Raw genomic sequence first — 26178 nt, forward strand, 5'->3', positions numbered from 1 at the left:
AACAAACAAATCATCTGACTTTGACATGAACCCTTTTTCTACTGGTTGAATATCTTGTTTGCACGGATATTTTTCTTGAGGCACAAGTGTTTAATCTAAACATGTTTATTACATGCAAACAAAAAAGTTGCCTTAGGTAAAAAATATGATATATTATCATTATAATTATTTTAATCTAAAGGAGAATGACCATGGATAATGCGATTTTATATGCTTTTCTATTAACGCTTTTTGCCGGATTAGCTACCGGGGTCGGAAGTCTGCTCGCCCTGTTTGCCAAGCGGACCAATACAGCCTTTTTATCTGTAGCACTCGGATTTTCAGCTGGGGTGATGATTTATGTCTCCTTTGTTGAGATTTTCCCAAAAGCACTGGATGAGCTCGTCGCTGTTCATGGAGAGCAATCCGGAACACTTTATACAGTCATTGCTTTTTTTGCCGGAATGCTATTGATCGGGCTGATCGATAAGCTCATTCCTACGGCGGGAAATCCACATGAAAGTAAGTATGTTGAAACGGGGTCTGCGACTGGGAGCGCGGCAGCAGAATCGGCTGTAGCAAACGCGGATGTTCAAAAAACAGGTCTTTCTCACAAAGCAACGAACAGACTGAAAAAAATGGGTGTCTTTATGGCGCTCGCCATTGCCATTCACAATTTCCCTGAAGGATTGGCAACCTTTATATCAGCGATGGATGACCCGGCAATTGGCCTGGCGATTGCGATAGCTGTGGCACTGCACAATATTCCAGAGGGAATCGCGGTATCAGTTCCAATCTATTATGCAACCGGATCTAAAAGGAAGGCATTCAAGTTGTCGTTCCTGTCAGGTCTTGCAGAGCCTGCCGGCGCACTGATTGGGTTCTTGATCTTAATGCCGTTTTTAAATGATACGATTCTCGGACTTGTTTTTGCCGCAGTTGGAGGCATCATGGTCTTTATTTCACTCGACGGCCTCCTTCCAGCTGCACGTGAATACGGAAAGGCGCACCACGGAATGTACGGAATGGTTGCCGGTATGATTGTGATGGCAACAAGTTTGGTTATGTTAATGTAAAAGAAACGAGCCGGCATTGATTTGCCGGCTCGTTTTAGTTTAAAGTACAACTGTTATTGCTTTAACAGGCGATTAATTTCGTTTTTATATAAATCTGAACGACCTCCGAAGATTGCCTGAATGTTTTGACCCACTTTTACTACACCAGCTGCTCCAAGCGATTTAAGCTGGTCCTCATCGATTTTATCTACCGCTTCTACTTCTACTCTTAACCGTGTAAAGCAGGCATCTACATGTTTCAGGTTTTCTTCGCCTCCAAGTGCTTCCATAATGGCTGCTGCAGTTTCTTTTGACTGTGAAGACTTGGAACCTTTTTTCTTCTCATTAAAATCTTTTCGTGTATACAGTTTATTCTCCTGCCCACCACGACCCGGTGTAGCAAGATCCCACTTTTTGATCGCAAAGGAGAATGAATAGTAGTAAATTACGAAGAAAATCGCACCAGCAATCAGATTTACCCACCAGTTCTCAGTACCCGGCAGAGCATTTACCAGAATAAAATCAATTAAACCTGAGCCGCCTGCCCATCCGAGGTGTACATCAAGCATATACATAACTGCAAAGGAGATACCAGCAAGTAAGGCATGAAATAGGAATAGCAGTGGTGCAACGAACAGGAAAGTGAATTCGATTGGTTCGGTGATTCCTGTTAAAAACGCCGTACCTGCTGCTGCAATCAGCATCCCTTTTACGACAGGCTGATTCTTTTTATCGGCACGACGGTACATCGCAAGGGCTGCGCCAAGCAGACCGAACATAATGATCGGGAACTTCCCGGCCATGAATCTTCCCGCCGTTACATCGACACCGGCAGCAATCTGAGCAAGGAAAATATACTGATCTCCTGATACAGTATTTCCTGCCACTTCCGCTGTACCTCCAAGGGAAGTCCAGAGAAATGGCGCGTACCAGATATGGTGCAGACCTGTTGGAATTAATGCACGCTCAAGAAATCCATACAGACCGATGTATAAAGGATTCGTTACACCATTTGCGATCACATTGGCAATGGCATTGATTCCACCCTGAATAGGTGGCCATACCATCATCATGACAAAAGCCAACAGAATTGAAGCAAATACCATAACAATCCCTACTGAACGATCGCCAGCAAAAAAACCAAGTACTTCTGGCGGATCAAACTCATGAAATTTACGGTAAACCCAAACAGCAAGCAGGCCTACCACTATTCCGCCAAGAACCCCTGTTTCGAGAGTCGGTATTCCGACAGCCATCCCATATTCTCCGCTCTCTTCAACCATTTCCGGTGTAATTCCAAGAGCAAAGGATAACGTCTGGTTCATAATTACGTAACCAAGCAAAGCTGCAAGCGCAGCAATTCCCGACCCTCCCGTGAGACCGATCGCGACACCAATGGCAAAAATAACAGCCAGGTTGTTAAAGATGCTAATCCCGATCTCAGACATTCCATTCCCTATTGTCTGGACAGTATCATTCTGCAGAAATGTTAAGGAATCTGCGAGTGGACCCGTTAATGCCGCGCCGAGCCCCAAAAGAATACCGGCAGCTGGCAGAAGCGCAACAGGAACCATAAGAGATTTTCCGAATTTCTGCAGGCTTCCAAATATGTTTTTCACTGTTTCTCCTCCTCGTAACCGCTTACTTTTTGTTTTTATAAGGAACCCAGGCAATACGTGCCCGGGTTCTGTTTATCAGGCATTCACAGTAAGTCGTCTGCTGTGATAAAGCTCCGGCCAGTAATCTTTATTGGCTTCAATCATGTCATCAAGAATTTTACGCGCCCGTGGTGCATCCACGACTGTCCGATTCAAAGTGAGTGCCTGAAGTGCTTTCTCATAACTATTTTCAAAGTATGCATCTACCACAAGCTTTTCATATGCTAATTGACCCTCAATCATCCCCTTATAAAATGTATCGATATGTCCTACAGAGAAAGGTTTTGGTCCTCTGTTTGTGATCATAGCCGGCACTTCCACCATGGCATCATCAGGTAAATTTGCGATCGTCCCATTGTTTTCAACCATTACAATAAAGATATCTCCATTGTTATAGGCCATAGAGGCAGCTACACGAATCATATACCGCCCGTGAATATCTACTTCCAGCTCTGCATGAGCCGTTGTATCGTCAGCGATGATTTGATCAGCCAGCTCATGAACACGCTTTTCACGTCCATTGATTACCTGTCTGGCGCGTGTGTTATCCACATCTTCTTTTTCAACCATTTGTGAAGGATACAAGTAATACTGAAGATACGTATTAGGGAGATATTCCGGAAAATCTGACAGCATTTGTTCTACTTGTTTAAATGTTTTAATCCATGAAGGATCGTTGGCAATTTCAGCGTCTTCAGGTATGAAACCATCTTCAGTTATCGCCCGTTTAATCGTTTCTGTATGATCATGTCCATCTTTATCCAGCACTTTTGTAAACCATCCGAAATGGTTTAACCCGAAATACTCAGGTACAAGATCAAACACATCTTTACCCAGAATGCCTGCATAGCTGACCATGATCGCAGCCGGCATATCACAAATGTTCAGCAGTTTTCGGTCTTCCGGGAATTCTCTTCTAAGTGCCTCAGCTACAATCGCTGCAGGATTTGTATAATTTAAAATCCAAGCATCAGGTGAATAATGGCGGATGTCATGAACCAGCTGAATCATATCTTTAATGGAACGCAGCCCATAAGCCATGCCACCCGGTCCGCAAGTCTCCTGGCCAACCGCTCCATACTTAAGCGGGATTTGCTCATCCTTTTCACGCATTGCCAGGCCACCCGTGCGGATTTGAACGAATACAAAATCAGCATCTGTTAGAGCGGTCTTCTTATCTGTTGTATAGCGAAACTCTTCAAGTTCAGGATATTTCTCACGCAGGATGATTTCACTAGCCTTCGCTATTTTTTCCTGGCGCACAGCATTCGTGTCATAAAAGGTGATAGAGCGAAGTGGAAATTGCTCTTTTTCTGCAACCAGACTCATGACCATACCGATCGTATAAGTGCTACCTCCACCGATTACGACTAAATTTTGCTTTTTCATCTAAACCAGCCTCCAATAGGTATCTTATTTGTATTAAAATTAATTTGATACAAATATAAGATAAATTTTTGACAGCGTCAACATTTTGTATCGAATTTATGTGCTTGTTTCGATATAATAGGTCTATAGAAAGAAGGAGGAGGCAAGGAAATGGGAGCTCCACTTTACAAGCAGATTGCACAACAAATTAAAGAAGAAATCAGCAGCGGGAAATGGAACGAAGGAGAAGCAATTCCTACGGAGCTGCATTTATCCGAATTGTATAAAGCCTCACGCGTTACCGTTAGACAGGCAATTAAACAACTGGTAGATGAAGGCTTGCTCGAAAAAATACAGGGTAGCGGGACCTACGTAAAAGAACAAAAGATTGAACATAATATTTTTGAGCTCGTCAGTTTTACTGAGGAAATGAGAAGACTGGATAAAGAGCCTGTTAATAAAGTTCTTTACTTTCAACTAATACAACCGGATGACCATGTGAGGCGAATGCTCAGACTTGGAGAGGATGATCAGGTATTTTATATTCGCAGACAGCGCCTGGTTGACGATATTCCATATGTACTGGAAGATACTTATCTCCCTGTTTCACTATTTCCTAATTTGTCGTATCAAATTATGACCGGTTCTAAGTATGACTACATTGAAAAAGAGGTTGGAACAAAAATTAAAGAAAGTTTTCAGGAAGTAATCCCCATCCTGCCAGATGAGGAGATCGCAGAAGCATTAAAGATCACCAGAGACAAACCAATATTAAAGATTCAATCATACAGCCTTTTCCAGAATGGTACTGTTTTTGAATACAGTGAGAACCACTTCAGAAGTGAAGAATATAAATTTACGTTACGAGCTTCCAGACCTTAAAGCAGGGTATAAATATTTTAATGCCTAATTAAAAGCCACCCTGACTTCAAAAAAAACCGCTAGAACCTTAGAGTTTTAGCGGCTTTCTTTACTCATAATTTTTTACTCTGCTGAAGCAGCTTTGACTTCCCTGTCCGCTCCCAATCTTCTACTGTTTTATAAGCGTTTTCAGGCGTATATCCTTTGCCGACCAATACGCCCATCAAAATAAATTCCTGGAGAATATGAAGTGCATTCACACCTTTCCGTACGTCCTCAAGACCTTCTTTTACAAGGTAGGAGGTATGCATAACCCACTCATCAGGTGTTTTGCCGAATACTGAATCGGGCTCGTGATGCGCCGCCTCTGCATCTGCTTTTGTCTGATGAACCGTTCCTCGAGGATGATTCGGTGGTGCATAAATAGAATACAGCTTCAGCGGAATGCTTCCTGTATTGACTAGGTTATGCCATGTTCCGGCTGGAATCAGAATCGCGCTGTCATCCATCACCATTCTCCGAAAATCAAGCTGATCCTTCGACTTGCCCATCATCACTATTCCCTGTCCCTGCTCTATGCGCAGAAACTGATCCACATCAGAATGCATCTCAATTCCAATGTCTTCACCGGGATTCAGACACATCAGCGTCACCTGAAGCCGACTCCCTGTCCACAAAGCCCGACGGAAAGCCGTGTTTTGAAGTGTAGCCTGGTTGATGTTGATCGTGAAGGGGTTCGGACCCTGGTCTGATAGTGGCGGGTTTGGAATGGGTAGGGATGGATAGTGATAAAAAGAACCTTCATTCATACTGTTTGACTGGTAGGGATACTGATACATATCATTCTGACTATACATATTAACCTCAATCCCTTCTGTGGGTTTATGGTTAGTTTATGCGCAATAAGTTTATAAGGTCAGCCTTTATCCAATTTAACGTGTAAAATCTCTGTAATCAGTGCGGTTCTTAATATATCTTACTTTCAGCAGATATTTATTCTAATTTACTGATAGAAGGAGCCTTACATGACTCAACCTTTAATTATACAAACAAAAAAGAATAATAAAGATTGGTTTATTCAAATTCAAAACGGACGTATTTTTCGTCTGGGTCATGAAACAGAAGGAATGGCTGGTGATGTTCTGCAGGTACCTGATGGATATCACCTTCTACCTGGTTTCATCGACACACACATCCATGGCGCTTACGGAGCGGACGTAATGGATGCGACTTCCGAAGCGCTTCAGACAATTGCAGACGGTCTGGTAAGGGAAGGTGTTACGTCGTTTCTTGCAACGACGATGACACAGAGCAAGGAAGCAATTTTAAACGCTGTAAAAAATGCAGGGACGTTTATGGACCAGCAAGTTTCAGGTGCAGAACTTCTCGGTATTCATCTGGAAGGCCCTTTTTTATCTCCTGATAAAGCTGGTGCACAGAACCGTGAGCTTATGACAGAACCGGATGAAAACTGGTTTAATTCCCTTCAGAAATTATCGGGTCACTCTATTAAAGTCGTGACAGCTGCTCCGGAGCTTGCCGGAGGAATTGCTTTTTTCAGGAGGTATGCCAAAGAGCTTGTGATGTCAATTGGGCATTCCAATGCTTCTTATCAAGATGCATTGGATGCTATTGAAGCCGGCGCATCACAGGTAACACACCTGTATAATCAGATGAGTCCTTTTCATCACCGGGATCCAGGAGTAACAGGAGCCGCCCTCCTGCATCCAGAGCTGAAAGCTGAATTAATCGTGGATCTGGTTCATGTCCATCCGGATGCTGTGCGTTTGGCCTGGTCGCAAAAAGGAGCAGACGGACTGATTCTGATTACAGATGCAATGAGGGCAAAGGGATTGAAGAATGGTCTGTATGACCTTGGCGGGCAAAAGATCGAGGTTCTTGGAAAGGCAGCTAGACTCGTTGATGGAACACTGGCAGGAAGTGTTCTGACGATGGAAACAGCGGTTCAGCATATAACCGATATCATAGAGCTTACGGACGAAGAGCTGGTCAAAATAAGTTCAGAAAATGCGGCAAAGCAATTAGGGATTTTTGACCGAAAAGGAAGTATTGAAAAAGGAAAAGATGCTGATTTTGTTGTGATGAATGAAAACTATCAAGTTGTCACGACCATCATCAATGGAGTGGTTGCCTTTAATAAGATGTAACGGACATTTTATCGGAATTTAAAACCAGTAACACACTGGTTTTTTATTTTTTATCAAATATATAGTACATTTAACCTATAACTTTTATACCATTTAAGTTATAATAAAAGTAAGTTTATTTGTAAAAATTTATAATAAAGGTGTGGTATTTATGGTCAGCCTTGATACGATCACCCTGGCATTAGTCATCAGCATGCTGGCTCTTGTTTCGGCAGTTGTCATGACGTTAACCTGGCGAATGAACTCTGATGAAAAAGGTCTTGGTTTTTGGGCATGGGGAGCCATAATCGGGGGACTTGGTTTTATGGTCATGTTGATCATGCCCACAATTGGTACTTATGCTATTGTCATAAACAATGTGGCTTCTATTGCCGCTCCTCTTTTAATACTGGAGGGAATCATGAGGTTCCGTCACTTAGGTAAAGAAAAATGGAGAATGGGAATCATGATATCTGTCATTTTATATGCTATCACTATTGCTTTTATCAATAAGGATGACACTACAACACGTTATCTGTTTCATGACTCACTTGCCCTTGCCATTTTCTTTTTGTCAGCATACGTGTTGATGTGGCGAACAACAGGTATTGAGCGAAAAATTTATGGACTTTCGGCAGTTGTCTTTACGATTATTGGCGCTTTCTTTGTGGGAAGAATGGTTTTAGCAAGTCAGGGTGCTTTTAACAGTGGTGTTGATCACGTTTATAATACCTACTTATTTATGGTCATCATCCTCTGGATTATCGGTTGGACATACGGTCTAAGTCTGGCCGTTAACTACCGAGCTCACCAGCGTATGATGAAAATTGCCAGTCACGATTATTTAACCGGGCTTCCAAATCGTAAATACTTAAACGAATATCTGCATTCAAAAATAGACCGGTCACTTTCAACTAAAACACCTTTTACATTGTTTCTGTTGGATTTGAACGGATTTAAACAAATCAATGATACGCATGGACATGGATTTGGAGACCGCGTCTTAATCATGATGTCCGATGCCATCCAGGAAACACTTGGTGAGGAGGATTTTGCTGCACGGCTTGGCGGGGATGAATTTGTAATTGTTCTGCATGGGATCAGCACATCAGATCAAATCCAGTCCGCTAAAGAAAAGATCAGGATGACGATTGAACGTGAACGACCAGTCGCCGGAAGACTGATTGAACTCCGGACATCGATCGGCCATGCAGTGTTCCCATTAAATGGACGGGGAATGGATGAAATTCTTCATCAGGCTGATTATTCCATGTATAAGGAAAAAATGATTGACCGGGAATGCTCAGTCGTCAAGGAAGCTTAATGATTGATTGATTTTTTTACCATAAAATGAAATGATAAAGAAAAATGAATGCTTGAAGGGAGATTTGACCATCGGGGACATCCTCTTAGTATTTAGTATTTATGTACTTTTTATGGTTTTAACGGAGTGGTATTTGATTAAACGGCTCGATATTCCAAGAGATAAAGGCCCCTTTTATAAACGGGCTCACCGTTACCAGTTGATGACTGAGCTTATGGTTCTGGTTGGAGCTTATGCTGGTATCTTTCTCTTATTTCCTTTTCCATCCGTTATCTATGCAATTCCGGTCGGTCTGGCACTTGTTCATGCAACACGAGCGATTTTTGAGTGGCGTTTAGAACGAGACAAACGCCGATACGTCATTTCGCTGATTGGCAGTGCTTACTTGTTTGGTATGGTACCGCTTTTTGCACTTTTATCTTAAAACAGCTGAGGTGATCAGATTGAATCAATTTGTATTATTCGGAAAGCTCACTGCCATACAGGGGCAGCGGCACCAGCTACTAAAAATATTGAAGAAGGCTTCTGAGGAAATGGAAAAGCTCATGGAATGCTATGTATATAGTGTGAGCTTTACTGAAAAAGAACCGGATGCTGTTTTTGTATACGAGGTTTGGGAAAATGAAGAGGCTCATCAGGCCTCTCTTCAGCTGGATGTAACACAGAAGATGATTCAGCAGGCACGTCCGGTGATTGCGGGCATGGAAAGACTGTATACACTGGAAAGTTAAACAGATCGAAAAAACCGGAAAACTTGTTTTCCGGTTTTTTTGATCTTTAAATGCTGCGTAGGATTTCATCTGAGCACACACTACCTGACATTCTCTTTTAAGCGAACCAAAAGCCCGGAGTCTTCACCCCGGGCTTGTACATCGTTTAGTTTACTTTTGCAAATCCAAATCCTGATGCTAAGTCATCGCCAGCCGCTGCACTTCGTCCGCCAAGGATGTCATTTGCTTTCGCACGATTTTGCAGTTCTGTGCGAAGCTGTACATGAGAGAAGCCAGGGTTTTCAGCCCACACTTTTGCTGCAAGTCCTGCAACGTGTGGTGACGCCATAGATGTACCACTGATTGTGTTATAACCGCCATTTGGCCATGTTGAGAAGATGGCTGCACCTGGTGCCGAGATTTCAACGTCACCTTCCTGGATCAGGTAGTCACCAGCTCCTCCACGAACACCGCGTGATGAGAAGTCAGCTACACGATACGTACCATTTTCAAAGCGGTTTTCAAGAGCTGCTACCGCAATCGCATTTTGCAGACCGCCCGGATAACCAATTGACCCTACGCGGAAGCCTGAGTTACCCGCAGCTGCTACTACTAGAACACCTTTCCCGTATGCATATTCAACCGCATCAGCAATTAAACTGTTTTTTACAGACGATCCAAGTGACATGTTAATAACTGTTTTCGTTCCAGTAGCAACCGCCTGATCAGCTGTATGACGGATCGCTGCTGCGATATCGTCTGAGTAACCTGAGCCGTCATCACCAAGCACTTTATATGCCCAAAGATCTGCATCTGGCGCAACACCATAAACTCCTGTGCCATCACTGCCGCCATCCGCAAGTACTGAACCTGCCACGTGTGTTCCGTGGCCGTCTACATCGTTACAAGATCCGTTGACAAGCGGTGTTGCCTGTGTGAAATCCTTACACTGTTCGACCGTTCCTGCAAGATCATGGTGCCCTGTGAATACACCAGTATCCAAAACGGCTACATTGATGCCTGATCCACCTGACGTTGAAGCTACATTTGCATCGTTATAAATTGCCTGAATGCCCCAAGGCGTCTGGTCAGCAGGTGCTGAAAATGCTGCGGTCACATTTTCTTTACTTCTATATGTATCAAGTTGAACCTCTTCCACTTTCGTTAATTTAAGATTTTTATTGTTTTGAAGGGCCTTAAATTGTGCGGCATTCATTTCAGTTGAAAATCCATTCGCACTAAGCTCCCAGCGCGCATCATACTGCTTTTGAAGTGACGCTTTTGTTTTTTGTGCAGAATCTCCTGTTACCTCTACATACACTCGGAACTTCTCAGCATTGTTAACCTGAGCATCCGGTGCAGCACTTGCCCCCGCTGGCGCTGCCAAACTTGCAGCCAATAATAAACTCATAACGATACTTCTCGATTTCTTCATTTCCCCCGACTCCTTTTTGTCAAAATATTTTGTGAATAGACTTATCCTAACAGAGGGGGAGAATATTGTTTATCGGGAAAATTAACGTATTTATGATACGGTAAAGGGGTATCATTCCCTTTATATGTAACACTTCACACGTACTTTTTGTGTTTATCAATCTTTAATGTTGGGAAAATTCTGATAAAATATAAAACTAAATCGCTCTCAAAATATTTTTTTTATGAATAAAATTGATGTTTTTTTACTAAAGCTTATTATTTCCTCTATCTTACCTATTGCCAAAAAGTGTATAATCAGACTAAAAGGGGAAAATCAGATGACATTATACGGTGGGTACGGAAAAATCGTTGCTGAGAAGGGGAAAAGAGAAGAGCTAGCTGCCCTTTTAACTGAAGCTTCAAGAAACATGGTAAAGAATAAGGAATGTGAAATCTTCAGCGTCAGCACATCAGATGAAGATCCCGACGCAGTATTTGTCTATGAAGTATGGGCAAGTGAGGACGCCCATAAAAAATCCTTAAATATGGACGTCACACGGACACTTGTATCAAAAACGCTCCCTATTATTACAGGCATGGAAAGGCTCTATACATTAGATGCCAGAAAATAAATATAAAAATGGACGTCCATGCTGATACAATGGCCGCCCATTTTTTGTTTAAATCATTCTTCACACTACTCAATATGTACTTTCAAAATAGAACAGCTCTCACATTATTTCACCTGCATTTTTCTCACGCTGTCCCGGTGGAAGGGTGAACCTTTTACCTCATTGACTACACTGAACGGATTTCCATCCGGATCAAAGAAATCAAAAAACTTCATCCCTCCGAACTCGCCAATGTCAGAAGTTCTGATCCCCTTATTTTGAAGTGATCGGTATGTTTCATCAATATCCTCAACTACAAAGTTAAAGTATCCGTTCCTTTGATTCTCACTGGTTGTAAATTCAGACACCTGCGGAGAATCCACCTTAACCAGTCCAAGCTGCGTGTCACTATCAGGGAAATAAAACCCCGCTCCACCTTCCCACACATCGATGATCTTCACTCCAAAATTCTCTTCGTACCATCTTGATGATTGTTCCATATTTGTGACTGGTATAAATATACTGCCTACTCTGAACATGAAATCCCTCCATCCATAATTTTTTTAGTCTATAATGCTAATCCTTAAATCGGTTAAACACCCAATCCCCTGTGAATATAATTAGCCTTAACCGGTTTCTTCCCGATCTCCCTTGACCAGATAGACAGCTGGCCTGAATGATGAACCTCATGAACAATCATGTGATTCAACACCTCTCCCTCAGTAAAGGATTCTCCTTCTATTTCGATCAGCTGATCTTCCCGGTCTGCTGACCAGTTTTCCACATATTCTTTGATTTCATGATGATACTGGTCGTTTAACTCCCTTACTTTTTGAAGGGTTGTAAATTCCGAAAGATCATCTTCAAACCGCTCTCCTTTTAAATCCTTCAGCCAACCGATTTCTACCACCACAATATGTAGCAGCGTCTCAAGAATGTTCCCGATTCCGCCTGTTCGTCTCAACAGCAACTCATCCTCTGAAAGCTCAGAAGCCCACTCGAACCATTCCTGTCTCTTTTGCCAGTTGTAATAAAACAATTTTTTCATGAACGAACTTCCTCTCTGTTTTTAAAGCCGGATGCTTTTATCGTTCGGGTAAACTTTTGTATGATCAGCGTCCCCCATAACAGAAGGCCGATATAGAACAAGGTAAAGAAGTTTGGAGTAGATAAGATGGATAACCATTCATAAAATTCGATCCCTTGAAAAACAGAAAATCCGTTTCCATCATCCCATTGCTCAATGCCTGGAAACCCTCCTTCTGTCAGAAAGAAAAAGCCCACATTTGACAGTACATATCCAATAAATAAGCCCGCTGGAAGACTCCACATCTTAGATTTCAATATAAGTCCGAGAAAAATGCCCATCATAAAAAATGCAGCAGGATAGAAGATGAGCAGCACCGTATAGGTTGTCATTCGATTCAGCTCCCTTTATCTATTCTATTTATTACATTCTTCGGGGCTGCTCATCATTCCTGCTTTTTGGATGATATTTTCCATTTAAAAATGATTTACCTGTTCAATCGCCCATTTGTGATGCTCCAAAAGCAGTCTTTCCCTAGCCATTTCTTTTGTCATCCATGTCAGATCATATCCAGCAGCAATCTTATTTCTTCTCTTCAGTGACACTTCATAAAAGGAGGCTTCCTGCTGGATGTTCTCCCCATCCTGATCATAGTGATGCTCTGCCCTGCCGATACACTTACTCAAAAATGCTTTATAACCTGTTTCAATTTCAAACTCTCTAAGCAAACACTGAGCTTCCTGTTCGTTCACTTCCATTTCCCCGCCAGGCAAAAAATATTCACCTTTGTCATTCCTAACCAATAGGAAATGCTGATCCTTAAAACAGACACCGAACACCATTCTTGCATACCGATAATTTACGTCTTCCTGCTTCATACCAAACCTGATCATAAAAAACACCACCTTTTCTTCAGATGTATTTTCCTTAGTCATAATGTCTCTGCACGAGTAAATCCATTGAATACTTTCAAACATGAAAAAATGATAAAACGAAAACTTTATCACTATTTATGATTCTTTTCTGAGTATTTTTACCCTTTTACCTGAAATGATCTATATTTAAACCAAAAACCAGACAAAGAACATTCTTTGTCTGGTTTTTATGCTCGATTCTGAAGGTAAGCTTTGATTTTGTTTCTGAAAAGCATTGGAACAATAAAAACAATAGCGAAGATCGAAATTGCCAATACAATGGTTCCGGAGCTGTCCGAACCTGCACTGAAGCCCAGGAATGTGTATGCAAACGTTCCCGGAATAATCCCGATCAATGTGGCTAAAGAAAAAGGAAGCAGTCTGATTTTAGAAGCGCCTGCTGCATAGCTGATTAAATCGAAATTAAATATGGGTACAAGCCTCAATAGCAATACAATAAAAAAGCCGTTGTGCTCCAACTGATCCTGCAACTTCCTCCCTCTATCACCAAGCTTTGTTTCAATCCGTCTTGCACCAGCTTTTTTTGCAAACATAAAAGCAAGAATAGCCCCTGCTGTTGCACCCGTAATGGTCAGGAGCGTACCGTACACGGGCCCAAATGCCAGTCCTCCTGCCAGAGAAAGAACCGATGCTGGAAATAAAATGAAAGGTCTCGCCGAATAAAATAGAACATATAAAAGTGGTGCCAGCATACCAAATGATAAAATCCAATTGCGGATCCGTTCAGGTGATAAATCCAGTACAGTGCGATTTAGTATAATCAGACCTGCCAGGATGATCACTATAAGTACGATCCATCCCCACTTCCTCATAACCTTCCACCTCGTTATACTACTTGAATAAAAAACAGACGTTCATTTTTAAATAACTGATCTTTTTATCGTAATGGGAATCTGATATTTTGTCATATTTCAAATGTTTACAGACTTCTGCTATCCAGAGTCAGACGAAAAATCTAATGTATGCAGCCGCATTTTTAAGTACTATTACATTTATTTCATTATACACAACCTGTTTACAGTAAGCTGTAGCGGGTATTTTTAATTATAAAGAACTACAACTTTATAACTATTTAGGAAAGCGAGGGATTTTTGTTGAGCATTCAAAAGAAAAGCTGGATGATGACGGGGCTGCTGGTGGCAAATATTATTGCGATCGCTTTATTTTCGTTTTTTTCCTCACAGAATAATGCACAAATTGCGGAAAGTAACGAAAACCGGTTTGAGTCATACTTGTTAGCGGATGAGTTACGGCAAAGTTCGGATGATCTCACTAGATTAGCACGTACATATGTCATCACAGGAGATCCGTTTTATGAAGAAATGTATTTCAGCGTCTTAGCGATCAGGAACGGTGAGGTGCCACGTCCGGAAAACTATGAGCGCATCTACTGGGATTTCTATGCTGCATCCGGTGAGGCTCCGCGTCCAGACAGCGATGTTCAGCGCTCCCTTAATCAGCTTATGATTGATGCAGGCTTTACCGAAGAAGAGATGGGAAAACTTGCAGAAGCAGAAGCAAACTCTAATACACTTGTTAATACGGAAGTCATTGCCATGAATGCTGTAAAAGACATTGTTACGCCTGAAGCAGAAGTTTTAAAGGAACCAGGTGAATCAAATAGTGAATTTGCAGCACGAATCATGCATGATACCGCTTATCACGTTGAAAAAGCGACGATTATGTCGTCCATTGACGAATTTTTCGCTATCCTTGATGCCAGAACATCTGCTGAAGTAACGGCAGCAACGGATCGGCAGGCTGTTCTCAATACGATTTTAGTTGTATTAATCTTTTTACTTGTTGCCTCAGTCGTTTATAATGCGATCAGCCTCAGGTCCATTGTTAAGCCAATCAGACGTTTATCAGGAACGGTGGAAGAGCTTGCCGGTTATGATTTAACGACAAAGAAAAATGATGCAGCTCAGGATTACGCTCATCGTAAGGATGAAATTGGCGTCATTGCTGCATCCATTTTGAATATGCGGACTCAATTTACAACGATGATTCAGCTCATAAGTCAAACCGCCGTGGATACAAACCAGACAGCTAAATCTTTAGCAACAGGAGCGACGGAAACAGGTATGACCTCTGAGCAGATTGCTGTATCCATTCAGGAAGTTGCGACTGGATCAACGACTCAGGCTGACCGGTCCAACACCATTCTTGAATCCAGCACAGAAGTGCACCAAATAGCAGTAGACGGACACTCAAGCATTCTCAGTACAATCGATAATCTGAGCGATACCGGACGTCTGGCCAGAAGCGGTAATGATGTTATTAATGAATCCGTCACCCATTTAGAGAAAATAACGGAAAGCGTTCATCAGTCCTCTCAAGCAGTTCAGCAGCTTGGAGCACGTTCGGGCGAAATTAACAGCATTATTACGACCATCACAGATATTGCCGGTCAGACAAACCTTCTTGCTTTAAACGCAGCAATCGAAGCAGCCAGAGCAGGTGACAGCGGTAAAGGGTTTGCTGTTGTAGCATCGGAAGTACGAAAACTGGCAGAGCAGTCCAGTGATTCTGCAGCAAAAATCGCTGATCTCATTCACACAATTCAGACTGAAACGCATGAAACCGTCAGTATGATGGAACATAACGTGAAGCTCGTTGAACAACAGGCTGACATGATGTCTTCAGCCTCCGGCGCACTGCGGGCCATTCTTGAAGCAGCCGAACGTGGTGAAAAGGATACTGAAGTTATCAATGAACTATTTGACAGGCTTCAAAAAAGTGCAGCAGAGTCACTTGAAAATGTACAGGAGATTGCCAGCGTGATCGAGCAGACAGCTGCGGCTGCCGAAGAGGTTGCTGCAGCAGCCGAAGAACAGACAGCCACTGTTGGTGACATTTCTAACCAGGCTCAGGAATTACGCGAAAAAGCACAGACACTTGAAGAGCAGATTAAACGTTTTAAGGTGGATTGAATGAAAGAAAAGTGTGAATCTCCGGTGAGGTTCACACTTTTTTATTCATTCTCCTTCACCCTCCACCCCAAATACTCCTCCCGCTCACTTTCAAAAATCCCTGTCTGAATCCATTTGCATGCCTTACATACAAGCGGTGATGCATTTTCTATCGTCAGATCCTCCAATGCCATCCAGACAACTCCTTCAGAATCCTGTCCTTCAAATATTTCTGGCGCCACCAGGTCTCCACCTGTGCTGATCTCATAAAACACAGCAATATGATGGATCCAATCGAATTCCTGCCAGTGTGAGGGCAGCAAGAAATCTGATGTGCCAATCTGGTTTGCTGAAAGTACACTCAGGCCCGTTTCCTCCGCAATTTCTCTATGGAGCGCTTTCGTTAAGGCCTCTCCTTCTTCAAGACTGCCACCCGGCAAGTCAAACCGGTTTTGATAAGGACCTCTGTTTTTTCGAATCACAAGTATTTTACCGTTCTCCACGTTGACCCCGTAGACGCCAAACGGCTTATTCACCTTTCCTGCTCCCGGACGCAATTGATAAATGCTTTTTACGAAGGCTGTTTTAGCTTCGGTGTAAGCCTCGATCCCCGTTGTACACTCACTCACATAGTCATTTTTAATCGCTCCATATTGATCCCTGGCATTTTTGTTTTCATTTAAATAATCGCGAAAAAAGATCAGGTTTCGCCATAAAGGTCGGTCGTACTCAGTTAAATGAAGGTAATGCGTTTTAATTTTATAGTCAGGATCGGCAAAAAGGGCAAAAACGATTTCGCCAGGTCTTTCAACTCTCAATCTTAAGAAACCCGCCTTCTTCAATCCATTAAATATATACGGTTCAACGTCATCCAGATTATCTACACCCATTAGCAGATCAATAACCGGCTTAGCTTTAATACCACGAATCGCTGTGCTTCCAATATGTTCAACCTGTAACTCTTCTCCATCCATCTGTCCTAAAATGGACTGTTTCACCTGTTCAAATTCAACTTCCCACTCATGTGTATATGGTACAATTCGTACCTCATCCCTCGATAATCCAAGTTTCATCCAGACACGCCCTTCCCATCTTCCATCTTACCCGGCAGATCAAAACAAAAACAGGGTTAAAATGGATTTATTTGTATGTTATAATAGACTTATAAAATTGGTCATTTTACATTCAAATCAAAACCACCAGTGAGAACTGGTGGTTTTGATTTAGACGTTCACAGAATTTCGTGTGAGTTTCGCAGGATCATGTCCATATACCTAGTATCCAACCCGAAAAAATCAAAAAGCTGCTCCATTTGGAGAGCGGTTTTTCAAACACAATTAAAAAGGCTGCTGAATTAGATGCATCAGCAGCCTTTCGTTCATCTATTTCTGTAAATTCTTAAGTCTGACACCAGCGCCAAATAATAGCACCCCTATCATGACCAAGCTGCTGTAAAAGGCAAGCTGGAACGGACCGCCTCCCAAATGACTGAAGGGGAATGGACCATTTAATAAGGTAAACCTGAGATCTGTGTTAGCATTCATTGTGCTCCACAAAATCAATGGAAGCATAACAAAAAGACAAGCCATGTAAAAAACAATTTTATGCTTCATGTCGACTCTCCTTTATGCACAATCCCTCTCGTTGTCTTCAAGGATAATCTTAACATAAAATCACTTTATTTACCAATTATTCTTAAAATTCCATTTAAAATAGAAAAATGAGACAGTCTTATCAGACAATCTCATACTTATCCTATCCTCTTCAGCCTGCTTTGCTTTAACAGCTGGTTAATAACCTCAGATAACACGATCCCCATTGCAATGGAACCTGAAATCAAAAAAGCTTTAGCAGCAAATTGGACCGCTGTATTATAATCATTTGTCGCAAAAGCACGCATCGCATTATAGGCGGTTCCACCAGGTACAAGCGGAATAATTCCGGATACAATATAAATAATAATGGGCGCCTTATATACTCTCGCATAAAACTGACTGATCACAGCAATTAAAAAGGCTGCTGTAACCGTTGCCGGTATTTCCCCTATCCCAAACGTAAAGAGGAGAAAATAGGTCATCCAGCCAATCATTCCAACAAAACCGCATTTCCACAAAGATTCCTTCGGAGCATTAAAAATAATGCCAAACCCCGCCGCTGCAATAAAGCTCGTAATGATTTGAATCAAAATATCCATCCTTTTCTCCCCTCCTTACAAGAACGTCACAATCACAGCGATTCCTGATCCAATAGCAAAAGCCGTTAAAAATGCCTCTGCTCCTTTGGACAATCCTGATATAAAATGACCGGCAATCAGATCGCGAACGGCATTCGTAATTAATAATCCCGGAACAAGCGGCATTACTGAGCCGATAATAATCTTATCCAGCTCCTGCCCAAGTCCCGTCAGCACACTGATGGCAGCAAGCAATCCAATGATTAAAGAAGCCATAAATTCAGAGAAAAACTTAAGCAGAATTAAATCATGAAAGTACACAACACTGGCAAAACCAATTCCGCCAATGACCATTGCAGGAAGAAAATCTGCCCAGGACCCGTCAAACATCATTAAAAAACAGCCACTTGAAATCGAAGCCGCAGCAATCCGGATTTTCAATGGATACGTTTCCTCTGCTACCTGGATCCGTTTTAAGATCCGGTAAGCCTGCTGAACATCAAGCTCTCCATTGGCAATCCTCCGTGAAATACTGTTAACCTGCATCACTTTTTTCAAATCGGTCGTTCGGTCTGAGATTCTGATCAGCTTCGTCTTCGTTGGCTCTTCTGTTTCAATGGAAAACATAATGCCTGTCGGTGTCACATAACTGTGGGATTCCTTGATCCCGTAATTTTTTGCAATCCTCATCATCGTGTCCTCAACCCGGTAGGTCTCCGCTCCGCTTTCAAGCATAATTTTCCCGGCCAGCAGACTCACGTCCATAATGTCATACTGCTCTTCCAAATATTGTTCCAAGTTATCGATTTCCATTTGATCGCTCCAGTCTTACCATTTCGTTCGTAAATTGTGGTACTAGTGTATCATGATTTTTTGTAAGAATGGTCATTAAATCATTGTAAAGATAGCTTTTATTCACGTGTAACAAAGTCATTTTATTCTGTATTGAATGACACTCTTTAATATGCTTTTTCAGGGGGATCATACTTGAATCCAACAGATGTAGGATTATAATTTTTTCCAAAAAGATATTGACCAAAGTGATTTTTAGTGTAAAATTACACTATAAGTATACTTTAACCCTAATTAGGTGGTAATGAAAATGGAAAAAGAACAGGTTGTACAGGACATTGCAAAAAAAATGAAACTGATCAGAACAGAGCAGTCACTTTCTCAGGATCGGATGGCGGAAATTCTCGGCATTTCAAAAAAAACACTCGTCCAGATTGAAAAAGAACGAACGCTGCCGGGATGGAATGTTGTGGTGAGCTTTACGGCACTATTCGAAAACAGCGAGATTCTGCAGAATACGCTTGGTAACGAACCGCTTGAGGTGATTCGCCTTGTTACATTTGGAAAACCGGAAGAGCCTTACGGAAAAACGATGGGCGGTAAGGTCTGGTGGAGAGAAATCGATTCACAAAACGGCTACACTCTCCAGCAGAACCTGATCAGTCAGCATTACCGCATCATTGATCAGCAGCACTTTCGCTGGTACAGCACGTTTGATCAAAATGAAGCACTGGAACGTTTTAAGCAGTTAATACAATAAAGGGGGACACTTATGATCTGGAAAACGTTTGTGTCAATCATTTTAGCAATGGGATTACTGTTTATAACCGTATTTTTAAGTTTTACACTTTATTTTAATTTTGGTTCAACAGGCGTTATATTCATATGGATTACCTCTTTTATGCTTTATTTCATCTTAGTGATGGGGATATTTGAAAAACTAAAAGGGAAAAAATTCGGGATCACAGTGAGCACTTTTGTAGGTTTGTGCATAATTGTGTTAATAAGTCGGTACGGCTATGATCTTTATATTGAACGTATTACAAACTCAGCTGAGGTAGACTTGACCGAATATGAACCGTTCGGATCAGAAACAAAAGCTGTCTCGTTAGAACAAGCGGCTTCACTGGGGCTTTCAGGTGATCTTCCAGAGCTGGATGGGGCAACTGCACTATATCCTGTGTATTCCGCATTTGCCCAGGCAGTTTATCCTGAGGAACATTATCCACATGTGAATAATACTGACGGAATTGTATTATCCACAAAAACCGACGAAGCTTACACACGTCTTATCAAGGAAGAAACGGATATTATTTTCGTTGCCGGACCATCCGAGCGCCAGATTAAAGCAGCTGAAGATGCAGGACATACGTTAGAAATGACGCCAATCGGCCGGGAAGCATTTGTATTTTTCGTTAATGCCAAAAATCCTGTTGACTCTCTAACGATGGAACAGGTACAGAAGATCTACTCCGGGGAAATTACAAACTGGAATGAGGTTGGCGGAGAAAATGAAAAAATTCAGGCTTTTCAGCGTCCTGATGATAGTGGGAGTCAGACAGCACTTGAAAATCTGATGGGAGATATTCCATTAATGGAGGCTCCTGCTAAAGAGATTGTTTCCGGTATGGGCGGGATCATACGTGAAACCTCTGATTATCGAAATCATGGAAATGCCATTGGTTATTCATTCCGCTTCTTTTCTACAGAAATGCATCGTGATGGAGATATCAAACTGCTTGCCATTGATGGTGTGCCTCCTTCAGAAAAATCAATTCGTGATGGATCTTATCCTATCGCATCTGAATTTTATGCGATCACAGTCGGGGAACGTACAGAAAACGAAACAAAGCTCATTGACTGGATTGTTTCTGAAGAAGGACAGTGGATTGTTGAAGAAACGGGATATGTAGGAGTAAAGGAATGATAGATCCTTTTATCTGGCAACTCGTTATTGTTCCAAGTGTTACAATCAGCTTAGGATGCCTTAGCTCTTGGTATTTTAAAAAGCTCTGGGTTGGTCCTGTGATTAATTGTTTTTGAACATGATTTTTGAAGCTTGGTATTCACTGATATATTTTCAATTAGAATCAGTAAGCTTCTCATCCTGGAATTTCTTTTTTCCTTTTGCAACCTTCATCCTGGTCACGCTTGCCTATTTTATTTTTCGAGAATGGAAACCAGAGGATCCATTTTCTTAGACTGGATCTTTTTAACATTAAGGGATATAAATTTTAAAAAACAAAAGTGCCTGATCATTCCAAAGACGCGCAACTCCAAAAGCGCTGGAATGACCAGGCACTTTTTTATCTCAATTTCAATTATTTTCAAATGCAAAATAAATAGCTTGTCTATCAGAGAATAATGAACTATTATTTTATTACGTATAAAGGACTATTTCTTATTATTTTCCTGTTTACACCCGAACACAGCCAAGCCCCACAGACTGGAGGATCTTTCATGGGAGAATACAATCTGTTTCTCGTTACAGGCTCACTGCTTATCGCGATCTTTTCCTCTTATGCCGCCTTACTCCTTGTGAAAAAAATGATTCAGGAAAACAAAAGAAACCGAAAAGGATTGTGGCTGACATCAGGAAGCCTCATTTTCGGGGCTGGCATCTGGTGCATGCACTTTGTGGCGATGCTTGCCTATCATTTGGACATGCCCGTCTCCTATCATCCAGGTCTTCTGTTCCTCAGCATTGTTTTTGCCGCTATTTCCAGCTTTACCGCTTTTCTACTACTAAATAAGAAAGTCATCACGTCAAGAGTGATTATTTTTGGATCCGTCTTCATTTCCATCAGTATTTTATCTATGCATTACATAGGAATGGAAGCCATGAGAATGCAGGCTGATATTGTGTATAACCTGTGGATTGTTGCACTATCTGCTCTGATTGCGGTCGTTGCTTCCTATGCAGCACTGAGAATTTTCATCTATTTTTCGTTCCAGAAAAACAGCAGTGCCTTTATTGGACCTGCTATCAGCGCGGTAATCATGGGAATCGCCATCTCAGGCATGCACTATACCGGAATGGCTTCAGCAACATTCGATCACTCTGTGCATCACGCAATAGAGGACGTGACCGGACTGGATCAAAATGCGATTGGTTCTATTATTGCCATCGCCATGCTGGTCATTTTATCTTTTGTTTTTATCGTCATTTTTTATGATAAAAAAATGGCGCTGGCAAATCAGAGGCTGACAATGACTGATCAGCTATACCGCTCAATTATGGATGCTGCCAATGATGCCGTCATCACCACTGATGCCAACGGGGCTGTTCTTTCCTGGAATAAGGCTGCAGAAACGATTTTCGGATATGGAAAGTCTGAGATGATGGATCAACCCTTATCCATCATTTTGCCAGGTTACGAACTTTCAACGGACAATGACAAACAGACCCTTGTTCTTAAAGGAAAACATAAGAATAATGAGACTTTTCCGATTGAACTGTCGTTTTCATCTGTAAAAAATGAAAGTCAGCTTTACTACACAGGGATAATCAGAAACATTTCCGAGAGAGTCAAACAGCAGAAAAAGATTGAAGAGCTTGTTTATAAGGATCCACTGACGAACCTTCCTAACAGGCGTATGTTGAATGAAGAGCTTGGAAAGATGATCCACTCAGCAAGTAACGCAGGTCAGGAAGTCGCCGCCGCTTTTATCGATATGGACCGCTTTAAACAGGTGAATGACGTTTACGGACATCAGACAGGGGATCTGCTGCTGAAGGCTATGGCGGATCGAATGAGTAATTTGCTAAAATATGAGGATTTGATTGGAAGACAAAGTGGAGATGAATTTATTATCCTCTCCCCTGCCAGTTCTCCTTTTCAGATCAGCACAAAGGCTAATGCCGTGTTAACAGCTTTTAAAGAGCCTTTTTTAATAGGGAATACAGAGATTTTCATGTCTCCGTCTATCGGGATCAGCCTTTATCCACAGGACGGCATAACTGCTGATGAGCTCATTAAGCATGCAGACATGGCCATGTACAAAGCAAAAGAGCTCGGCGGGGCACATTTTCAATTTTTCACAAGTGAAATTAATGACGAAATTTCAAGTAAAATGAAGATGGAATCCGGTTTAAGAAAAGCCATTATGAATGAAGAACTGGAGGTCTATTATCAGCCGCTTGTCTCTATTCATGATAATCAGATTAATGGAGTCGAAGCGCTGATCCGCTGGCACAGCAGAGAATTGGGTACAGTACCTCCCGCAGATTTTATTCCTTTAGCTGAAGAAACGAACTTGATTTTACCGATCGGCGAATGGGTGCTGCGAAAGGCCTGCACGCAATTTACAGAGTGGAAAAAATCAAATTACATGCCCGGCCACCTTGCTGTGAATATCTCGTCCATCCAGTTTAAGCAGGAGAATTTCCCACAGCTCGTAAGCAAAGTCTTAGAAGAAACAGGCATGCCTCCCCACTGCCTTGTCCTTGAAGTGACTGAAACGGTTATTCAGAATGTGGAAAAGTCCCTTCCGACCTTACACAGCTTAAAGGAAATGGGCATTAAACTTTCGCTTGATGATTTTGGGACAGGCTATTCATCCCTTCAATACTTAAAGGATTTCCCGCTGGATATTATTAAAATTGATAAATCATTTGTACAATCTCTGCTGATCAGCCCCAAAAATCAGGCTGTTGTGGATATGATCATCAATATGGCGGAGCAGCTGGAAATTGAAGTCATTGCTGAGGGAGTGGAGTCTGAGGATCAGAGAAAATATCTCGCCACGAGAGAATCTATTTTTTATCAGGGCTACCTGTACAGTCCTCCAGTAACATTTGAAGAGTTGACTTCCCAGCTTATCAGTCAGTCTGTTCAGCGACTGGCTGAATAGCCGTTAAAAAACAGTGGATTCCTGATGGAGTCCACTGTTTCTCTATCTTATAACCCAAGACTTTCTTATTTATGCCTCAACCTTCACCAGCACACGACCTCGAATTTTACTTTCTATAATATCCTGCATCGCCTGCGGAACTTCTTTCAAAGGAACCTCACGATTGACCAGCAGCTCCAGATCATCAGGTTTCAAATCCTGACCGAGACGTGCCCAGATCTCTTTACGCAGAGGCATCGCACAATACGCTGAATCAACTCCAAGCAGACTGACACCTCTCAGGATAAATGGATGCACCGTAGTCGGAATTTTAGTTCCACCTGTCAGACCGCTTACAGCTACTGCACCATTTTGCTTCATTTCACTCAACACCGCAGCCAGGCTGTCTCCTCCAACCGGATCCACTGCCGCTATCCATTTCCCTTTACTTAACGGCCGGATTTTTCCGCCATCATACACTGCATCGCGTGACAGCACTTCGTTTGCTCCCAGGGCTTTTAAGAAATCATGCTCTGACTGTTTTCCTGTACTCGCAGTAACATCATATCCCCGTTTAGCGAGCATCGCCACAGCCATACTGCCGACACCGCCTGTAGATCCGGTCACGAGAACCTTTCCGGATTCAGGGGTAATACCTGTCTGCTCAAGTCTATGTACAGATAATGCAGCCGTAAAACCGGCAGTTCCAAAAATCATGGCTTCTCTGAGTGATAAATCATCCGGCAATGGCACGACCCAGTCTGCAGGTATTTTCGCATATTCACTGTACCCGCCAAAATGAGTGACACCAATATCATAGCTCGTCGCAATTACCCGGTCGCCCTCACTAAAACGGTCGTCCTCTGAGGAAACGACCGTCCCTGACAAATCAATTCCCGGAATAAACGGATACGATTGAACAATTTTCCCGTCCTTCAATCCAGCAAGTCCATCTTTAAAATTCACGCTTGAGTATGCAACCTTAATCAGCACTTCCCCTTTTGGAAGATCTTCTTCAGATAGCTCTTTTACCTGCGCCTCTACCTGATCATCTTTTAAGTCCACCATCACTGCCTGAAATGTTAACGACATGATTTTCTCCCCTTTGCTATTTTGATACATAGAGATTGTCTTTCACCCAGAAACGGTACGGATAATCGCGCGCTTCACCTGTGTTATCAATCCCTATTCTTGGTCCTGACACTACTTCAAAAGAACCCTCCGGCCAGCCCTCACAAATCTTAAGCGGCCGTCTTGTAAAATGAGTTCCGTAATCGGACATCGCAATCCCTAACGCTTTGGTCAGCTTTCCAGGACCACTCGTCCATTCAAGCTGCTTTCGCCCCTTTCTCCGCTGCTCCATTAAATGCAGTCCATCAACAGGTTCGACCGCCCTGATCAGCACGGCCTGAGGTGTATCAATCTCAGCTGCCACAACATTCACCAGAGTATGTGTATGCATCTGATATGTGTAAACAGAGCCGGCTTTTCCAAACATAATCTCCGTTCTTCGTGTTCTCCGGTTACCAAAGCTGTGAGCAGCACGATCCTCAGCCCCCATGTATGCCTCTGTTTCCACAATGATACCGGATGCCAGTCCCTCTGCCGTCTCTTTCACAAGCAGCTTACCTAAAAGGGCAGGTGCAAGCTCCAGAGCACTTATTTCATAAAAAGACTGATCCAAAGGAATCCGTTCCATCCGCATCCCAACTTTCCATGCTTATATTCTTCTGCTTTTCCCTTTGTAAGTCCTGTTTGAAACGGGATATATGTATAAAAGAGTGTGAATCCTCTTTTTGAGTTTGGAGTTTGTGAGGTTGGGTGGTTAATTCGTGAGGATACATCCGGAATTCATCAGCTTATCAGGGGAGTTTGTGAGCTTAACCCACGAGTTCGTCAGCTTACAAAAAAGTTCGTGAGTTCAGTGAGGTTTGACCTACTCCGGTTACCCTCTGCATACGCGTAACCAGTCTACATAAACAATCAATCCTGTTTCCGCGCGAGCAGACAGCAAAAAGACAAAAAAACACCTGCATCTCCTAAGAGAAACAGGTGTTTGAAATTGTAAAAATTATAATTTTACAACGTTAGCAGCTTGGTCGCCACGGTTGCCTTGAGTGATATCAAAGCTAACTTTTTGACCTTCTTCAAGAGTTTTGAATCCGTCGCCAGTGATAGCTGAGAAGTGTACGAATACGTCTTCGCCGCCGTCAACTTCGATAAATCCAAATCCTTTTTCTGCGTTAAACCATTTTACTGTACCTTCGTTCATGGGTAATTCCTCCACTTTGTTCTTGGTTTTACTTAATAGCTGAGTAAAAACAAAGAATTCACATGTTAGCACGAATTTTACATGATCGGAAATGTAAAATCCCTG

At 42.2% G+C, this 26178-nt stretch carries 27 protein-coding genes and 1 pseudogene; 11 read left to right on the forward strand and 17 right to left on the reverse strand.

Translation table 11 applies throughout. The features are described from left to right. Positions 1-191 precede the first annotated feature (191 nt). Complete coding sequence (gene zupT, locus E2491_RS05585; protein WP_134373797.1) at positions 192-1055, forward strand: zinc transporter ZupT; 864 nt, start codon at positions 192-194, stop codon at positions 1053-1055. A gap of 53 nt (positions 1056-1108) precedes the next feature. Here the strand turns inward: zupT and E2491_RS05590 are convergent, their stop codons facing one another. Next, positions 1109-2653: a PTS transporter subunit EIIC gene (locus tag E2491_RS05590; RefSeq protein WP_244093893.1), complete on the reverse strand. Its 1545-nt coding sequence runs from the start codon at positions 2651-2653 to the stop codon at positions 1109-1111. 75 nt (positions 2654-2728) lie between these two features. Next, positions 2729-4081 (reverse strand): 6-phospho-alpha-glucosidase, encoded by a 1353-nt coding sequence (locus tag E2491_RS05595; RefSeq protein ID WP_134373799.1) that lies wholly within the window; start codon positions 4079-4081, stop codon positions 2729-2731. A gap of 150 nt (positions 4082-4231) precedes the next feature. Between E2491_RS05595 and E2491_RS05600 the strand changes: the two genes are divergently transcribed. Further along, on the forward strand, positions 4232-4942 hold the full coding sequence (locus tag E2491_RS05600) for a GntR family transcriptional regulator (protein ID WP_134373801.1): 711 nt from the start codon (positions 4232-4234) through the stop codon (positions 4940-4942). A gap of 92 nt (positions 4943-5034) precedes the next feature. Here E2491_RS05600 and E2491_RS05605 read toward each other — a convergent pair whose 3' ends face one another. Then, positions 5035-5778, reverse strand: a complete 744-nt coding sequence (locus E2491_RS05605; protein WP_134373803.1) for a cupin domain-containing protein — start codon at positions 5776-5778, stop codon at positions 5035-5037. 168 nt (positions 5779-5946) lie between these two features. On the opposite strand from E2491_RS05605, the gene nagA reads away from it, so the two are divergent. The 4 genes from nagA (at position 5947) to E2491_RS05625 (ending at position 9123) form a co-directional block, all read left to right on the forward strand. Beyond that, positions 5947-7089: an N-acetylglucosamine-6-phosphate deacetylase gene (gene nagA / locus E2491_RS05610; protein WP_134373805.1), complete on the forward strand. Its 1143-nt coding sequence runs from the start codon at positions 5947-5949 to the stop codon at positions 7087-7089. 151 nt (positions 7090-7240) lie between these two features. Next, positions 7241-8392, forward strand: a complete 1152-nt coding sequence (locus E2491_RS05615) for a GGDEF domain-containing protein (RefSeq protein WP_134373807.1) — start codon at positions 7241-7243, stop codon at positions 8390-8392. Between the two features lie 112 nt (positions 8393-8504). Next, a complete protein-coding gene (locus E2491_RS05620; protein WP_256369343.1) occupies positions 8505-8816 on the forward strand; it encodes a DUF4181 domain-containing protein in 312 nt (103 codons plus the stop codon). Between the two features lie 19 nt (positions 8817-8835). Beyond that, the gene (locus tag E2491_RS05625) at positions 8836-9123 is read left to right on the forward strand and encodes a putative quinol monooxygenase (protein ID WP_134373811.1); all 288 of its coding nucleotides are present in this window, start codon (positions 8836-8838) and stop codon (positions 9121-9123) included. Positions 9124-9268: 145 nt separating this feature from the next. On the opposite strand, the gene E2491_RS05630 is transcribed toward E2491_RS05625, so the two are convergent. Further along, positions 9269-10537 (reverse strand): S8 family serine peptidase, encoded by a 1269-nt coding sequence (locus E2491_RS05630; RefSeq protein WP_134373813.1) that lies wholly within the window; start codon positions 10535-10537, stop codon positions 9269-9271. A 319-nt stretch (positions 10538-10856) separates the two neighbouring features. Here E2491_RS05630 and E2491_RS05635 point away from each other — a divergent pair, with 319 nt between their 5' ends. Further along, positions 10857-11150, forward strand: a complete 294-nt coding sequence (locus tag E2491_RS05635; protein ID WP_166805799.1) for a putative quinol monooxygenase — start codon at positions 10857-10859, stop codon at positions 11148-11150. A gap of 104 nt (positions 11151-11254) precedes the next feature. On the opposite strand, the gene E2491_RS05640 is transcribed toward E2491_RS05635, so the two are convergent. The 5 genes from E2491_RS05640 to E2491_RS05660 all read right to left on the reverse strand — a co-directional run bounded on the left by E2491_RS05640 (position 11255) and on the right by E2491_RS05660 (position 13903). Beyond that, positions 11255-11668: a VOC family protein gene (locus E2491_RS05640; protein ID WP_134373817.1), complete on the reverse strand. Its 414-nt coding sequence runs from the start codon at positions 11666-11668 to the stop codon at positions 11255-11257. Positions 11669-11721: 53 nt separating this feature from the next. Beyond that, on the reverse strand, positions 11722-12177 hold the full coding sequence (locus E2491_RS05645; protein ID WP_134373819.1) for a DinB family protein: 456 nt from the start codon (positions 12175-12177) through the stop codon (positions 11722-11724). Beyond that, on the reverse strand, positions 12174-12548 hold the full coding sequence (locus E2491_RS05650) for a hypothetical protein (protein ID WP_134373821.1): 375 nt from the start codon (positions 12546-12548) through the stop codon (positions 12174-12176). The genes E2491_RS05645 and E2491_RS05650 overlap by 4 nt, the downstream gene beginning before the upstream one ends. Before the next feature lie 84 nt (positions 12549-12632). Then, a complete protein-coding gene (locus E2491_RS05655; protein WP_166805800.1) occupies positions 12633-13049 on the reverse strand; it encodes an NUDIX domain-containing protein in 417 nt (138 codons plus the stop codon). Between the two features lie 209 nt (positions 13050-13258). Next, on the reverse strand, positions 13259-13903 hold the full coding sequence (locus tag E2491_RS05660; protein ID WP_134373826.1) for a TVP38/TMEM64 family protein: 645 nt from the start codon (positions 13901-13903) through the stop codon (positions 13259-13261). Between the two features lie 282 nt (positions 13904-14185). Here E2491_RS05660 and E2491_RS05665 point away from each other — a divergent pair, with 282 nt between their 5' ends. Beyond that, positions 14186-16024, forward strand: a complete 1839-nt coding sequence (locus E2491_RS05665) for a methyl-accepting chemotaxis protein (RefSeq protein WP_134373828.1) — start codon at positions 14186-14188, stop codon at positions 16022-16024. Positions 16025-16065: 41 nt separating this feature from the next. Here the strand turns inward: E2491_RS05665 and E2491_RS05670 are convergent, their stop codons facing one another. The 5 genes and pseudogenes from E2491_RS05670 to E2491_RS05690 form a co-directional block, all read right to left on the reverse strand. Continuing rightward, positions 16066-16560, reverse strand: coding sequence for an NUDIX hydrolase (locus E2491_RS05670; RefSeq protein ID WP_371414459.1), 495 nt, complete (start codon positions 16558-16560; stop codon positions 16066-16068). 12 nt (positions 16561-16572) lie between these two features. Further along, a pseudogene (locus E2491_RS05675) lies at positions 16573-17076 on the reverse strand (GrpB family protein); the annotation flags it as partial. Positions 17077-17385: 309 nt separating this feature from the next. Continuing rightward, positions 17386-17616 carry a hypothetical protein gene (locus E2491_RS05680; protein WP_134373830.1) on the reverse strand — a complete coding sequence of 77 codons (231 nt, stop codon included), beginning with the start codon at positions 17614-17616 and terminating at the stop codon, positions 17386-17388. Positions 17617-17753: 137 nt separating this feature from the next. Then, entirely contained in the window at positions 17754-18197 is a 444-nt protein-coding gene (locus tag E2491_RS05685) for a threonine/serine exporter family protein (RefSeq protein WP_134373832.1), read from the reverse strand. 15 nt (positions 18198-18212) lie between these two features. After that, positions 18213-18989: a threonine/serine exporter family protein gene (locus E2491_RS05690; protein WP_134373834.1), complete on the reverse strand. Its 777-nt coding sequence runs from the start codon at positions 18987-18989 to the stop codon at positions 18213-18215. 289 nt (positions 18990-19278) lie between these two features. Between E2491_RS05690 and E2491_RS05695 the strand changes: the two genes are divergently transcribed. From E2491_RS05695 to E2491_RS05705, 3 genes are all read left to right on the forward strand, one after another. Then, positions 19279-19728 (forward strand): helix-turn-helix domain-containing protein, encoded by a 450-nt coding sequence (locus E2491_RS05695; protein ID WP_208528041.1) that lies wholly within the window; start codon positions 19279-19281, stop codon positions 19726-19728. Between the two features lie 12 nt (positions 19729-19740). Next, positions 19741-20895 (forward strand): PstS family phosphate ABC transporter substrate-binding protein, encoded by a 1155-nt coding sequence (locus tag E2491_RS05700; protein WP_134373838.1) that lies wholly within the window; start codon positions 19741-19743, stop codon positions 20893-20895. A 533-nt stretch (positions 20896-21428) separates the two neighbouring features. Further along, positions 21429-23822 carry a bifunctional diguanylate cyclase/phosphodiesterase gene (locus E2491_RS05705; protein ID WP_166805801.1) on the forward strand — a complete coding sequence of 798 codons (2394 nt, stop codon included), beginning with the start codon at positions 21429-21431 and terminating at the stop codon, positions 23820-23822. A gap of 69 nt (positions 23823-23891) precedes the next feature. Here the strand turns inward: E2491_RS05705 and E2491_RS05710 are convergent, their stop codons facing one another. From E2491_RS05710 to E2491_RS05720, 3 genes are all read right to left on the reverse strand, one after another. Then, complete coding sequence (locus tag E2491_RS05710; protein ID WP_134373842.1) at positions 23892-24893, reverse strand: acrylyl-CoA reductase family protein; 1002 nt, start codon at positions 24891-24893, stop codon at positions 23892-23894. 16 nt (positions 24894-24909) lie between these two features. Further along, a complete protein-coding gene (locus E2491_RS05715) occupies positions 24910-25506 on the reverse strand; it encodes a DNA-3-methyladenine glycosylase (protein ID WP_134373844.1) in 597 nt (198 codons plus the stop codon). 366 nt (positions 25507-25872) lie between these two features. After that, positions 25873-26073, reverse strand: a complete 201-nt coding sequence (locus E2491_RS05720; protein ID WP_134373846.1) for a cold-shock protein — start codon at positions 26071-26073, stop codon at positions 25873-25875. Between the last annotated feature and the right edge of the window lie 105 nt (positions 26074-26178).

It is taken from the genome of Jeotgalibacillus sp. R-1-5s-1, from assembly GCF_004405105.1.
GTDB lineage: Bacteria > Bacillota > Bacilli > Bacillales > Jeotgalibacillaceae > Jeotgalibacillus.